The sequence below is a fragment of the Enterobacter cloacae complex sp. P43RS genome, assembly GCF_014930585.1.
GTDB classification, from domain to species: Bacteria; Pseudomonadota; Gammaproteobacteria; order Enterobacterales; family Enterobacteriaceae; genus Enterobacter; species Enterobacter bugandensis.
Map to the genome: position 1 here is coordinate 18,700 of NZ_JADBRJ010000013.1, position 13,851 is coordinate 32,550.

Consider the following 13,851-nt stretch of genomic DNA (forward strand, 5'->3'; position numbering starts at 1 on the left):
CTGAATAACCCACAGAGGCGGCTTAAGAGCCGCCTTTCTTTTGCTGCTAACGCGGCTTTTTCTTTATCAGAATTGAGTGGTCGTGCTGACACGCATCCTGATGTCGACAGGCTTCCACCTCAACGCATGCAGAACACAGCCCGTGCGCTTCAATCACGTTATGACGCAGGGCAAAACCCATTTTTGCCGCCAGCGTGTGCATAATGTCCTCTACGCCTTCCGCTCCCTCTTCTTTCACCACGCCGCAACGATCGCAGATAAACATGGCCGATGTATGCGTTGGCTGATCGAAAAGATGGCACAGGACATAACTGTTTGTGGATTCGACTTTATGCACAAACCCTTGTTCCAGCAGGAAATCCAGCGCGCGATACACCGTGGGAGGTTTAGCCTGCGGCTCGCTTTCGCGGAGCAGGTCGAGTAGATCGTAGGCGCTGATCGCCCCCTGTTGCAGGCTCATCAGGCGCAAGACTTCAAGGCGCTGCGGGGTCAGGCGCACATTGCGTTGCGCGCACAGCTTTTCGGCCTGCGCTAACAGCTCTTTTGTGGACTTATCCATTTAGCACCTCGGATGTTCTGGGAGATAAAACCCTCACTTTATCATGTTCTGGCAAAAACACCGATATCCGCCAGGCTGTGCTATACCTGACGCATCGCAAACCGGGAATGTAACAATGAAAAAACCAGACTGTATCAAGCACTGGCGCGACGTAGAAGGGCCAGATGACGCCACCTACCCCGACAGTAACGAGCTTTTTTCCATCGGATCGCCGCTGGCGCGCAGCCTGGGCCTCAGGCGTATAGGCATTCATCATGAACGTTTACCGCCGGGGCGTCGGACGTCCTATCCCCATGCGGAAAGTGACGAAGAAGAGTTTATCTACGTGCTTGAGGGCTATCCTGAAGCCTGGATTAATGGCTATTTGTGGAAACTCGAACCCGGAGACAGCGTGGGCTTTCCCGCCGGAACGGGGGTGTGCCACACCTTTATCAACAACACCGAGGAAGAGGTTCGGCTACTGGTGGTGGGGGAGGCCAACAAGAAGCACAACCGCATCTACTATCCGCTCAATCCGGTTTATGCCGCCACGCGGGAAGATCGCTGGGTAGACCATCCGCCACAGTTTTTTGGGCCGCACGATGGAAAACCTGGGAAAAAATAATTTCCTCTTCTATAAATATTGAGGGCCGTCACAAATTACAACAGGCCGTAAGGAAGTTTTACTTAGGGAATGAATTAGCGGGTCTTTTTATCTTTATTCACAGCAATAGTTCGCGCCTGTTTGGGGGATAACAGACAGGGGTTATTTCATAACAGACTATAAGACGGGCATACTGTGAAAAAACATTTTAAATTTTCGGTGGTTAGCATCGCTGTCTCCTTGTTTATGGCAAATCAGGCGGGAGCAGCCAATACCTGGACAGAATCACGTAGTGACGCGATGGGGGGCACCGGCGTTGCTTCGGGCAATTATGGTAGCGGGGCGTTAATTAACCCCGCGCTGCTGGCAAAGGCAAAACCGGACGATGACGTGACGGTTATTTTGCCATCCGTTGGGGTGCAGGTAACGGATGAGGACAATCTTCAGGATGAGATTGATACCATCAACGACAAAATCAATCACTATAAGGATGTGGTTGATAACCTTACGCCAATCGAGGTTATTACTAATCCGTTAGGCTCCATCAACCAGTTCCAGGGCGCGGCCAAAGATCTGGCCGATGAGCTGGACTATCTCAAGGGCAAAACCGCTCGCGCGACGGCAGGAGCAGGCCTTGCCGTGAGTATCCCTAACGATGTGCTTTCCGTGGCCTTTATGGCGAAAGGGTACGCCCATGGCCGGGTAAGTTCGTCTATCGACCAGCAGGATATTGATTATCTGCGCGGTATTCAAAGAAGCAATCTGGTGGCTGCCGGCGTTGCCCTGGACGCTGCGCTGAACGGCACGGACCAGATCACTAAAAACCTCAACTCAACGGCGTCCGGTCGGGCGGCGATTATCTCCGACTACGGTATTGCCGTTGCCCGCCAGTTTGACCTTGGCGGCGTTCCGGTTTCCGTGGGCGTGACGCCAAAACTGCAAAAAAGTTGGATCTATAACTACACCACCTCGATCTACGATTACGACAGTAATAAGTGGAACGATAGCCGCTACCGTACAGACGATACCGGCTTTAACGTCGATGCCGGTATTGCCGCTGATTTTGGCGAAAACTGGACGGTCGGCGTGAGCGGGCAAAACCTGATGTCGCGCGATATCGACACCAAAGATATCCGCATCCGCAACGGGCGTACGGGGGAAGTGGTGAGCTATAAAGACACCTACCAGATCCGTCCGCTGGTGACCGCGGGCGCTGCCTGGCACAACGATCTGGTGACCCTGACCGCCGATGGCGATCTGACCGAAACCAAAGGCTTTAAGAGCGAAGATACGTCGCAGTATGTTGGGGTCGGTGCTGAAGTGACTCCGCTGAGCTGGCTGGCTGTGCGTGCCGGTTATCGTGCGGATATGAAAGGGAACGACAGCAACGTCTTTACCGGCGGTGTCGGTTTCGCGCCGTTCAATACCGTTCATGTTGACCTGATGGGCCTGTATGGCGAGGACGAAACCTGGGGCGCAGGGGCTCAGCTGAGCATGACGTTCTAAAGTACACCGGAGGCGCTGCGCCTCCGGCTTTTCTTTGTGCTATAGTAGCGCCCCTTTTCCACCAGATGCTTAAAACTTCGCCATGTCGTCAGAACACCAGACCGCTTTTCCTGCACACCGTTTCTCTATTGCGCCAATGCTCGACTGGACGGACAGACACTGCCGCTATTTCCTGCGCCAGCTCTCCCGCCATACGCTGCTGTACACCGAAATGGTGACCACGGGCGCAATTATTCACGGTAAGGGCGACTACCTGGCATACAGTGAAGAAGAGCATCCGGTTGCGCTGCAGCTGGGGGGCAGCGATCCGGTCGCGCTGGCCCAGTGTGCAAAGCTGGCGGAAGAACGCGGCTACGACGAGATCAACCTGAACGTCGGCTGCCCTTCCGACCGCGTGCAAAACGGCATGTTCGGCGCCTGTCTGATGGGCAACGCACAGCTGGTGGCGGACTGCATCAAAGCGATGCGCGATGTGGTCTCCATTCCGGTGACGGTCAAAACCCGTATCGGCATCGACGACCAGGACAGCTACGAATTCCTGTGTGATTTCATCAATACGGTGTCAGGGAAAGGCGAGTGTGCGATGTTTATCATCCACGCCCGCAAAGCCTGGCTTTCAGGCCTTAGCCCGAAAGAGAACCGTGAGATCCCGCCGCTGGACTACCCGCGCGTGTACCAGCTGAAACGTGATTTCCCGCACCTGACGATGTCAATCAACGGCGGTATTACGTCGCTGGAAGAGGCGAAAGCGCACCTTGAGCATATGGATGGCGTGATGATTGGGCGCGAGGCGTATCAAAATCCGGGCATTCTGGCGACGGTCGATCGCGAAATCTTTGGCGTTGCAGGCGCAGACACCGATCCGGTTACCGTCGTGCGTGCCATGTACCCTTACATTGAGCGCGAGTTGAGCAATGGCACCTATCTTGGCCACATCACCCGCCATATGCTTGGCCTGTTCCAGGGTATTCCGGGCGCGCGCCAGTGGCGTCGCTACCTCAGTGAGAACGCGCATAAAGCCGGTGCCGATATTGAGGTGCTGGAACATGCGCTGCGGCTGGTGGCGGATAAGCGATAATTTCGCTAAAAGATCGTCAAATTCACCACGCCCTGCGGATCCTCGCGGGGCGTTTTGATTTAAGAACAATAGGTTAGCTTTGGCATGATTCTTGTAATGATTGCAGCATCATTCGGGAACTCGTGGGAGAGCACCATGCTTGAACTACTTTTTGTGATTGGCTTTTTTGTCATGCTGATGGTCACGGGCGTGTCGCTGCTCGGCATTCTGGCCGCGCTCGTTGTGGCTACGGTAGTTATGTTTATCGGCGGATTATTTGCCCTGACGATCAAACTGCTGCCGTGGCTGCTGCTGGCTATCGCCGTGGTGTGGGTAATACGGGCGATTAAAGCGCCAAAACTGCCGACTTATCAGCGCAATAACCGCTTCCGTTACTAAGGTATTGAGGGGTTCGTCACATACTTGTAACTTTTCCGGCAGCATGGCTTAGAACAGAATAGGATTTACTTATCGAATCTGTCACTATGGCTGCCGCTACAGAATTCATCGAGCTGTACCCTACATACAGCCGAACTAAAAAAAGAAAGGGCTTCCCACGGGAAGCCCAATTTCTTTTTGGGGGTCAGGGAATTAGCAGACTTGAACCCTGCGTCGCCCGGCTTTCCAGCACCTCATGCGCGCGCTGCGCATCGGTTAGCGGGTATTTCTGCGCATCCGCCACATCCACCTTAATCACGCCGCTGGCTATTAGCGAGAACAGCTCGTTGCTGGCTTCCTCCAGTTCTTCCCGGTTGGTGATGTAACCCTGCAAAGAAGGGCGCGTCACGTACAGCGACCCTTTCTGATTCAGAATGCCGAGATTGACGCCGGTGACAGCGCCTGAGGCGTTACCAAAGCTCACCATCAGTCCGCGACGCTGCAGGCAGTCCAGCGACGCTTCCCAGGTGTCTTTCCCCACCGAGTCATACACGACGCGTACTTTTTTGCCGCCGGTGATCTCTTTCAGCCGCTCGACAATGCTCTCTTCCCGGTAGTTGATCACCTGCCACGCGCCCGCGTCCAGCGCACGCTGCGCTTTTTGCGCACTGCCTGTGGTGCCGATCAGCTTCGCGCCTAAGGCTTTCGCCCATTGGCAGGCAATCAGCCCCACGCCACCGGCGGCAGCATGGAACAGGAACTGCTCATCGGGCTTAATTTCGTAGGTTTTGCGCAGCAGGTAATAGACCGTCAGCCCTTTCAGGAATGAGGCGGCCGCCTGCTCAAAGGTGATGGCGTTCGGCAGCAGGGCGGCTTTGTCCGCCGGGACGTTGTGGATGGAGCTATAAGCGCCCAGGGCAGACTGTGCATATACCACACGATCGCCTTCTTTAAAGTGCTTAACCGCACTGCCCACTTTGCTGACGATGCCGGCCGCCTCAGTGCCCAGGCCGCTCGGCATTGACGGAGGCGGGTAGAGACCGCCGCGAATATAGGTATCAATGTAGTTAATGCCGATAGCTCTGTTTTCCACCTGAATTTCGTTCTCGCCAGGCGCAGCGGGGGTAAACTCCACCGCTTTCAGCACTTCAGGACCGCCGTGTTTCTGGAACTCAATGCGCGTTGCCATGCTCCCTCCGTAAGAAAAATATGGTAATCTTTCGACCCACTCTTTATCTCGGTAACTCCATTCACTATGGCAGGAAACAAACCCTTCAACAAACAGACTGAACCTCGCGAGCGTGATTTCCAGGTCGCAGGGTTAAAAGTCCCGCCGCACTCGATTGAAGCGGAACAGTCGGTGTTGGGCGGTTTAATGCTGGATAACGAACGCTGGGACGACGTCGCCGAGCGCGTAGTGTCTGAAGATTTCTACACCCGTCCGCACCGCCATATCTTTACCGAAATGGCGCGCCTGCAGGAGTCCGGCAGCCCGATTGACCTGATCACGCTCGCGGAATCGCTGGAGCGTCAGGGGCAGCTGGACAGCGTCGGCGGCTTTGCCTACCTGGCAGAGCTGTCAAAAAACACGCCAAGTGCGGCGAACATCAGCGCTTACGCCGACATCGTGCGCGAACGTGCCGTCGTTCGCGAGATGATCTCGGTAGCGAACGAAATCGCCGAAGCCGGATTCGACCCGCAGGGCCGCACCAGCGAAGACCTGCTCGACCTTGCTGAGTCCCGCGTCTTTAAAATCGCCGAAAGCCGTGCCAACAAAGATGAAGGCCCGAAAAACATCGCCGACGTGCTCGACGCCACCGTTGCGCGTATAGAGCAGCTTTTCCAGCAGCCGCACGACGGTGTGACCGGGGTGAACACAGGCTATGACGATCTGAACAAAAAAACTGCCGGTTTACAGCCGTCGGATTTAATTATCGTCGCGGCGCGTCCGTCGATGGGTAAAACGACATTTGCGATGAACCTCGTCGAAAATGCGGCGATGCTACAAGATAAGCCCGTACTTATTTTCAGCCTTGAGATGCCCTCTGAGCAGATCATGATGCGTTCTCTGGCATCGCTGTCGCGCGTGGATCAGACCCGCATCCGTACCGGCCAGCTCGACGACGAGGACTGGGCGCGCATCTCCGGCACCATGGGCATTTTGCTGGAAAAACGGAACATCTATATCGATGACTCCTCCGGCCTGACGCCGACGGAAGTGCGCTCCCGCGCGCGCCGCATCGCCCGCGAACACGGCGGTATCGGCCTTATCATGATCGACTACCTTCAGCTGATGCGCGTCCCGTCGCTCTCCGACAACCGTACGCTGGAAATTGCAGAGATTTCCCGCTCGCTCAAGGCGTTAGCTAAAGAGCTGCACGTGCCGGTAGTGGCGCTGTCGCAGCTGAACCGCTCTCTGGAACAACGTGCCGACAAGCGCCCGGTCAACTCCGACCTGCGTGAGTCCGGCTCCATCGAGCAGGATGCCGACTTAATCATGTTTATCTACCGTGATGAGGTTTATCACGAGAACAGCGATCTGAAAGGGATCGCCGAAATTATTATTGGTAAGCAACGTAACGGCCCCATCGGTACGGTACGTCTGACCTTTAACGGCCAGTGGTCGCGTTTCGACAACTATGCCGGTCCTCAATATGATGATGAGTAATTTCTAAGGAATTCAAATGCAAGCGGCAACTGTTGTTATTAACCGCCGCGCTCTGCGACACAACCTGCAACGTCTGCGTGAACTGGCACCTGCCAGCAGGCTCGTTGCAGTCGTGAAAGCGAACGCTTACGGACACGGTCTTCTTGAGACCGCGCGAACGCTCCCCGATGCCGACGCCTTTGGCGTCGCCCGTCTCGAAGAAGCTCTCCGCCTGCGCGCAGGCGGCATTACGCAACCGATTCTGCTCCTCGAAGGCTTTTTTGAAGCCTCGGATCTGCCGACCATTGCAGACCAGCAGCTGCACACGGCGGTACACAACGAAGAACAACTGGCCGCGCTGGAAACGGCTGAACTGAGCGAGCCGGTTACCGTCTGGATGAAGCTCGATACGGGCATGCACAGGCTGGGCGTGCGTCCGGAAAACGCGGAGGCGTTTTATCAGCGTTTGTGCCAGTGCAAAAATGTGCGTCAGCCGGTCAATATCGTCAGCCACTTCGCCCGTGCCGATGAGCCCGAATGCGGCGCAACCGAGCAGCAGCTTGATATCTTCAACACCTTCTGCGAAGGCAAGCCGGGAATGCGCTCCATTGCGGCATCCGGCGGCATTCTGCTGTGGCCGCAGTCCCACTTCGACTGGGCGCGTCCGGGGATTATCCTGTATGGCGTTTCCCCACTAGAGAATAAACCCTGGGGGCCGGACTTAGGCTTTAAGCCGGTGATGTCGCTGGTATCAAAGCTGATTGCCGTGCGGGAGCACAAAGCGGGCGAGCCGGTGGGTTACGGCGGTACCTGGACCAGCGAGCGCGACACGCGGCTTGGCGTGGTGGCGATGGGCTACGGCGACGGCTATCCGCGCGCGGCACCAACGGGCACGCCGGTGCTGGTCAATGGTCGTGAAGTGAAAATTGTCGGCCGCGTGGCGATGGACATGATTTGCGTGGATCTTGGGCCCGGCGCGCAGGATAAAGCGGGCGACGATGCGGTGATGTGGGGTGAAGGTCTGCCCGTTGAACGCATTGCTGAGATTACAAAAGTGAGTGCTTACGAACTTATTACGCGTCTGACGTCGCGGGTGGCGATGAAATACATCGACTGAGCTTTAACGGGATGCGATGCATCCCGCTTCTGTTAACATCCCCTCGATCTTATTCCGCTTCCGGTTTATTGTTGAAAACCCTGCCTCATAATAATCCGGAGAACATCGCGTGTTTCAGAAAGTAGACGCCTACGCCGGCGACCCTATTCTCTCCTTGATGGAGCGTTTCAAAGAAGATCCTCGCAGCGATAAAGTGAACCTCAGCATTGGTCTTTATTACAACGAGGACGGCATCATTCCTCAACTGAAAGCCGTTGCCGAAGCCGAAGCACGTCTTAACGCAACCCCGCACGGTGCTTCGCTTTATCTGCCGATGGAAGGGTTAAACACCTACCGTAATACGATTGCGCCGCTGCTGTTTGGTGCGGACCACGCGGTGCTCGTGCAAAAGCGCGTGGCGACTATCCAGACGCTGGGCGGCTCGGGTGCGCTGAAGGTAGGCGCAGATTTCCTGAAAAAATATTTCCCGGATTCCGGCGTGTGGGTCAGCGACCCGACGTGGGAAAACCACGTGGCCATCTTTGAAGGTGCGGGCTTTAAGGTCGAGACCTATCCGTGGTTCGATAGCGAAACCAATGGCGTGCGCGTCGAAGCGCTGCTGGAAAAACTGAACACCCTGCCGGCGCGCAGCATCGTGCTGCTGCACCCATGCTGCCATAACCCGACCGGGGCGGACCTCACCAATGCCCAGTGGGATGCGGTGATCGAGGTGCTGAAGGCACGTAACCTGATCCCGTTCCTCGACATCGCCTATCAGGGCTTTGGCGCGGGCATGGAAGAAGATGCTTACGCCATCCGCGCCGTTGCCAGCGCCGGGCTGCCAGCGCTGGTCAGCAACTCCTTCTCAAAAATCTTCTCTCTCTACGGCGAGCGCGTTGGTGGTCTGTCCGTGGTGTGTGAAGACGCCGAAGCCGCGGGGCGCGTTCTCGGCCAACTGAAAGCGACGGTCCGCCGTATTTACTCCAGCCCGCCGAACTTTGGTGCGCAGGTGGTGGCGACCGTTCTGGGCGACGAACAGCTGAAAGCTACCTGGCTTGCGGAAGTGGAAGCGATGCGCAAGCGCATTCTGTCGATGCGTCAGGAACTTGTTAACGTGCTGAAAGAGGCGGTGCCGGGGTATAACTTCGACTATCTGCTCAAGCAGCGCGGGATGTTCAGCTATACCGGACTGAGCGCGGCACAGGTCGATCGCCTGCGTGACGAGTTCGGCGTCTACCTGATCGCCAGCGGCCGTATGTGCGTGGCGGGCCTGAATGCCGGCAACGTCCAGCGCGTGGCGCAGGCGTTTGCTGCTGTAATGTAAATGCTCACTAACCCAGCCCTCTCCCACCGGGAGAGGGCTGGGGTGAGGGCATCAGACCGCATAAACACGTCCCCCGGCACTTTGTGATCGTCTTCTTTTTATTCATCTTTATAAGTAAAAACTCCTTTCCTTCCCCTCCCGCTGGGGTTATGGTCGGATAGATTTTTGACCATCCACTCAAAATATAAAGATAACAAACTGAATATTCAGGGGAAAATATGCGCAAGATCACACTGGCGCTCAGCGCCGCCTGCTTATTGTTCTCGCTTAATAGCGCCGTCGTCGCGCGAGCTTCCGCACCGACGCCGCTTTACACCGGTACCACCGCCGCCATCCTTGCCGAGCAGGCACCCATTCACTGGGTTTCCGTGGCCCAAATCGAAAACAGCCTGGTGGGCCGCCCGCCAATGGCCGTGGGCTTCGACATTGACGATACCGTGCTGTTCTCAAGCCCTGGCTTCTGGCGTGGCAAGAAAACATATTCTCCGGACAGCGAAGCGTATCTGAAGAACCCGGAGTTCTGGGAAAAAATGAACAACGGCTGGGATGAGTTCAGCATTCCGAAAGAGGTGGCCCGCGCGCTGATCGCCATGCACGTTAAGCGCGGCGACAGCATTTTCTTTGTCACCGGCCGTAGCCAGACCAAAACGGAGACTGTATCCAAAACCCTGCAGGACGATTTTCAGATCCCGGCAGCCAGCATGAATCCGGTCATTTTTGCCGGTGATAAAGAGGGACAAAACACCAAAACCCAGTGGCTGGAGCAGAAAAACATCAAAGTGTTCTACGGTGATTCGGATAACGACATTACCGCGGCGCAGGATGTGGGAGCCAGAGCGATCCGGGTGCTGCGTGCCTCTAACTCGACCTATCGACCGCTGCCGATGGCAGGCAAGTTTGGCGAGGAGGTGATTGTTAACTCCGAGTATTAGTTCTTGAGCGGCGGGTTTGATTCTTTTTTGAACAAATCCGCCGCTGCGGGTTTTACCTTTCGCCTTCTTGCTGCACACTTAGAAAGATTCATCTTTCAGAACGGAGCAGCTCATGTGGTATCAACAGACCCTGACCTTAAGCGCTAAACCCCGCGGGTTTCACCTTGTGACGGACGAAGTCATCGGGCAACTCCGCGACCTGTCGCGCGTCAAAACGGGTTTACTGCATCTGCTGCTTCAGCACACGTCAGCCTCCCTCACGCTTAATGAAAATTGCGACCCTACCGTCCGGTCTGATATGGAACACCATTTCCTGAAGACGGTTCCGGACAACGCCCCCTACGAGCACGATTATGAAGGCGCAGATGACATGCCTTCGCATATCAAATCTTCTCTGCTGGGCGTATCGCTGATGCTGCCGGTTCATAACGGGCGGCTAATGCTGGGAACGTGGCAAGGGATCTGGCTGGGAGAACATCGCATTCACGGTGGTTCGCGTAAAATTATCGCAACGCTACAAGGGGAATAAAGATGACAATTTCGGAGATACTTCAGTACTGCATGAGCAAGCCTGGCGCGGAACAAAGCGTTCACAGCGACTGGAAAGCCACGCAGATCAAAGTGGGAGACGTGCTGTTTGCGATGGTGAAAGAGGTTGAAGGGCGCCCGGCGGCGTCGCTGAAAACCAGCCCGGAACTGGCGGACCTATTACGTCAGCAGCATGATGATGTGAGGCCGAGCCAGCACCTCAATAAGGCGCACTGGAGTACCGTTTATCTGGACGGCTCGCTGCCCGGCTCGCAAATTTACTATCTGGTGGATGCGTCCTACAAGCAGGCGGTTGAGCTGCTGCCGGAAGCGACCCGACAGCAGCTCTCCGTGTAACAATTACAGCAACGGTTTAAGGAAGCGCGCGGTGTGCGAGGCTTCGCACTCTGCAACGGTCTCTGGCGTACCGGAGACGAGGATTTCACCCCCGCCGCTGCCGCCTTCCGGGCCGAGATCGACAATCCAGTCCGCGGTTTTAATCACGTCCAGATTATGTTCGATGACCACAATCGTGTTGCCCTGATCGCGCAGCTGATGCAGCACCTCAAGCAACTGCTGGATATCCGCAAAGTGCAGGCCGGTGGTCGGCTCATCCAGAATGTAGAGCGTCTGGCCGGTACCACGCTTGGACAGCTCGCGCGCCAGCTTCACGCGCTGCGCCTCACCGCCGGACAGGGTTGTTGCTGACTGCCCCAGGCGAATGTAGGTCAGGCCTACGTCCATCAGCGTCTGCAGCTTACGCGCCAGCGCAGGGACGGCGTCAAAGAACTCGCGCGCCTCTTCGATGGTCATGTCCAGCACTTCGTGGATGGTCTTGCCTTTGTACTTAATCTCCAGCGTTTCTCGGTTATAGCGCTTGCCTTTGCACTGGTCGCACGGCACGTAGATATCCGGCAGGAAGTGCATCTCAACCTTGATCACGCCGTCGCCCTGACACGCTTCACAGCGGCCGCCGCGCACGTTAAAGCTGAAACGTCCTGGCGTATACCCGCGCGAACGCGCTTCCGGTACGCCGGCGAAGAGTTCACGTACGGGCGTGAAGACGCCGGTATAGGTCGCCGGGTTGGAACGCGGCGTACGGCCAATCGGGCTCTGGTCGATGTCGATAACCTTGTCGAAATGCTCCAGCCCCTGAATATCGCGGTACGGTGCAGGCTCGGCCAGCGTCGCGCCGTTCAGCGCCGTCTGCGCAATCGGGAACAGCGTATCGTTGATCAGCGTCGATTTACCGGAACCGGACACGCCGGTAATGCAGGTAAACAGGCCAACCGGCAGCGTCAGGGTGACGTCCTTCAGGTTGTTGCCGCGCGCTCCTGTGAGCTTCAGCACTTTTTCCGGGTTCGCCGCGACGCGCTGTTTTGGCACTTCAATTTTGCGCTTGCCGCTCATGTACTGGCCGGTCAGCGACTCGGGCACCGCCATAATGTCCTTCAGCGTACCTTCCGCCACCACATGGCCGCCGTGCACGCCCGCGCCCGGGCCGATGTCGATCACGTGGTCTGCGGCGCGAATTGCGTCTTCGTCGTGCTCCACCACGATTACCGTGTTGCCGAGATTGCGCAGGTGGATCAGTGTGCCGAGCAGACGCTCGTTGTCGCGCTGGTGCAGGCCGATGGACGGTTCATCCAGCACGTACATCACGCCGACTAAGCCCGCGCCAATCTGGCTCGCCAGACGGATACGCTGGGCTTCACCGCCGGAGAGCGTTTCCGCCGAGCGGGAAAGCGTCAGGTAGTTCAGGCCAACGTTCACGAGAAACTTGAGGCGATCGCCGATCTCTTTCAGCACTTTTTCGGCGATTTTCGCACGCTGGCCGGAAAGCTTCAGGTTGTTGAAGAAGTCCATTGCGTGGCCGATGCTCATGTCTGAGATGGTCGGCAGCGCCGTGTTTTCCACAAACACGTGGCGCGCTTCGCGACGCAGACGCGTGCCCTCGCAGGTGGCGCAGGAGCGGTTGCTGATGAACTTCGCCAGCTCCTCGCGCACCGCGCTGGATTCGGTCTCTTTGTAGCGGCGCTCCATATTGTGCAGCACCCCTTCGAACGGGTGGCGACGCACAGAGGTATCGCCGCGATCGTTCATATATTTGAACTCGATGTTCTCTTTGCCGGAACCGAACAGGATCACTTTGTGCACGTTCGGGCTCAGGCTCGCCCACGGCGCTTCAACGTCGAATTTGTAGTGCTCCGCCAGGGACTTCAGCATCTGGAAGTAGTAGAAGTTACGCTTATCCCAGCCGCGAATCGCACCGCCCGCGAGCGACAGCTCGGGGTTCTGGATCACGCGATCCGGATCGAAATACTGCTGTACGCCCAGACCGTCACAGGTCGGGCACGCGCCCGCCGGGTTGTTGAACGAGAACAGGCGCGGTTCCAGCTCGCGCATGCTGTAGCCGCAAATCGGGCAGGCGAAGTTGGCGGAGAAGAGCAGCTCTTCCGCTTTCGGGTCGTCCATGTCGGAGACCACGGCCGTGCCGCCAGAGAGTTCCAGCGCGGTTTCAAAGGATTCAGCCAGACGCGTGGCGAGATCGTCACGCACCTTAAAGCGGTCAATCACCACTTCGATGGTGTGTTTCTTTTGCAGCTCAAGCTTTGGCGGATCGGACAGGTCACACACTTCGCCGTCGATACGGGCGCGGATATAGCCCTGGCTTGCCAGGTTCTCCAGCGTTTTGGTGTGCTCGCCTTTACGCTCTTTGATGATCGGTGCCAGCAGCATCAGGCGTTTGCCTTCCGGCTGCGACAGCACGTTATCCACCATCTGGCTCACGGTCTGTGCCGCCAGCGGGACATCGTGGTCCGGGCAGCGCGGCTCACCCACGCGGGCATACAGCAGACGCAGGTAGTCGTGAATTTCGGTAATGGTACCGACCGTTGAACGCGGATTATGCGAGGTAGACTTCTGCTCAATAGAGATAGCAGGCGATAACCCTTCAATATGATCGACATCCGGTTTTTCCATCAGCGACAGGAACTGACGCGCGTACGCAGAAAGTGATTCGACGTAACGACGCTGTCCTTCGGCATACAAGGTGTCGAAAGCCAGTGAGGATTTGCCAGACCCCGAAAGCCCGGTCACGACGATGAGTTTGTCGCGAGGGATTATGAGGTTGATATTCTTGAGATTATGGGTGCGGGCGCCCCGAACTTCGATCTTATCCATTCACCTTTCCCGGTTGGAACACGGATTGCCTGGTTTGTTTGAAGGACAAACGGCTGTC

Annotated in this window: 13 protein-coding genes; 10 read left to right on the forward strand and 3 right to left on the reverse strand. The window is 56.7% G+C overall.

Going from position 1 to position 13,851, the window contains the following annotated elements; all coding sequences use genetic code 11:
• Nucleotides 1-46: 46 nt before the first annotated feature.
• On the reverse strand, nucleotides 47-559 hold the full coding sequence (gene zur / locus IM294_RS19535) for a zinc uptake transcriptional repressor Zur (RefSeq protein ID WP_028015164.1): 513 nt from the start codon (nucleotides 557-559) through the stop codon (nucleotides 47-49).
• Between the two features lie 115 nt (nucleotides 560-674).
• Here zur and IM294_RS19540 point away from each other — a divergent pair, with 115 nt between their 5' ends.
• From IM294_RS19540 to pspG, 4 genes are all read left to right on the forward strand, one after another.
• Nucleotides 675-1,163 (forward strand): cupin domain-containing protein, encoded by a 489-nt coding sequence (locus IM294_RS19540; RefSeq protein WP_045260944.1) that lies wholly within the window; start codon nucleotides 675-677, stop codon nucleotides 1,161-1,163.
• Between the two features lie 225 nt (nucleotides 1,164-1,388).
• The gene (traF, locus tag IM294_RS19545; protein ID WP_153657273.1) at nucleotides 1,389-2,648 is read left to right on the forward strand and encodes a conjugal transfer protein TraF; all 1,260 of its coding nucleotides are present in this window, start codon (nucleotides 1,389-1,391) and stop codon (nucleotides 2,646-2,648) included.
• Nucleotides 2,649-2,730: 82 nt separating this feature from the next.
• Nucleotides 2,731-3,726, forward strand: coding sequence for a tRNA dihydrouridine(20/20a) synthase DusA (gene dusA / locus IM294_RS19550; protein WP_126818751.1), 996 nt, complete (start codon nucleotides 2,731-2,733; stop codon nucleotides 3,724-3,726).
• 135 nt (nucleotides 3,727-3,861) lie between these two features.
• Nucleotides 3,862-4,104, forward strand: coding sequence for an envelope stress response protein PspG (pspG, locus tag IM294_RS19555; protein WP_028015168.1), 243 nt, complete (start codon nucleotides 3,862-3,864; stop codon nucleotides 4,102-4,104).
• 184 nt (nucleotides 4,105-4,288) lie between these two features.
• Here pspG and IM294_RS19560 read toward each other — a convergent pair whose 3' ends face one another.
• Nucleotides 4,289-5,272: a quinone oxidoreductase gene (locus IM294_RS19560; protein WP_126818752.1), complete on the reverse strand. Its 984-nt coding sequence runs from the start codon at nucleotides 5,270-5,272 to the stop codon at nucleotides 4,289-4,291.
• Nucleotides 5,273-5,338: 66 nt separating this feature from the next.
• Here IM294_RS19560 and dnaB point away from each other — a divergent pair, with 66 nt between their 5' ends.
• The 6 genes from dnaB (at nucleotide 5,339) to IM294_RS19590 (ending at nucleotide 10,967) form a co-directional block, all read left to right on the forward strand.
• Nucleotides 5,339-6,751, forward strand: a complete 1,413-nt coding sequence (gene dnaB, locus IM294_RS19565) for a replicative DNA helicase (protein ID WP_008503375.1) — start codon at nucleotides 5,339-5,341, stop codon at nucleotides 6,749-6,751.
• A gap of 16 nt (nucleotides 6,752-6,767) precedes the next feature.
• Nucleotides 6,768-7,847 (forward strand): alanine racemase, encoded by a 1,080-nt coding sequence (gene alr, locus IM294_RS19570; protein WP_028015170.1) that lies wholly within the window; start codon nucleotides 6,768-6,770, stop codon nucleotides 7,845-7,847.
• A gap of 109 nt (nucleotides 7,848-7,956) precedes the next feature.
• Nucleotides 7,957-9,150 (forward strand): aromatic amino acid transaminase, encoded by a 1,194-nt coding sequence (gene tyrB / locus IM294_RS19575; RefSeq protein ID WP_126818753.1) that lies wholly within the window; start codon nucleotides 7,957-7,959, stop codon nucleotides 9,148-9,150.
• A gap of 218 nt (nucleotides 9,151-9,368) precedes the next feature.
• The gene (aphA, locus tag IM294_RS19580; protein ID WP_126818754.1) at nucleotides 9,369-10,082 is read left to right on the forward strand and encodes an acid phosphatase AphA; all 714 of its coding nucleotides are present in this window, start codon (nucleotides 9,369-9,371) and stop codon (nucleotides 10,080-10,082) included.
• Nucleotides 10,083-10,194: 112 nt separating this feature from the next.
• Nucleotides 10,195-10,611 carry a secondary thiamine-phosphate synthase enzyme YjbQ gene (locus IM294_RS19585; RefSeq protein WP_041911536.1) on the forward strand — a complete coding sequence of 139 codons (417 nt, stop codon included), beginning with the start codon at nucleotides 10,195-10,197 and terminating at the stop codon, nucleotides 10,609-10,611.
• Nucleotides 10,612-10,613: 2 nt separating this feature from the next.
• Nucleotides 10,614-10,967, forward strand: a complete 354-nt coding sequence (locus IM294_RS19590) for an MmcQ/YjbR family DNA-binding protein (RefSeq protein ID WP_028015174.1) — start codon at nucleotides 10,614-10,616, stop codon at nucleotides 10,965-10,967.
• A gap of 3 nt (nucleotides 10,968-10,970) precedes the next feature.
• Here the strand turns inward: IM294_RS19590 and uvrA are convergent, their stop codons facing one another.
• Nucleotides 10,971-13,793 (reverse strand): excinuclease ABC subunit UvrA, encoded by a 2,823-nt coding sequence (gene uvrA / locus IM294_RS19595; RefSeq protein WP_126818755.1) that lies wholly within the window; start codon nucleotides 13,791-13,793, stop codon nucleotides 10,971-10,973.
• Nucleotides 13,794-13,851: the final 58 nt, after the last annotated feature.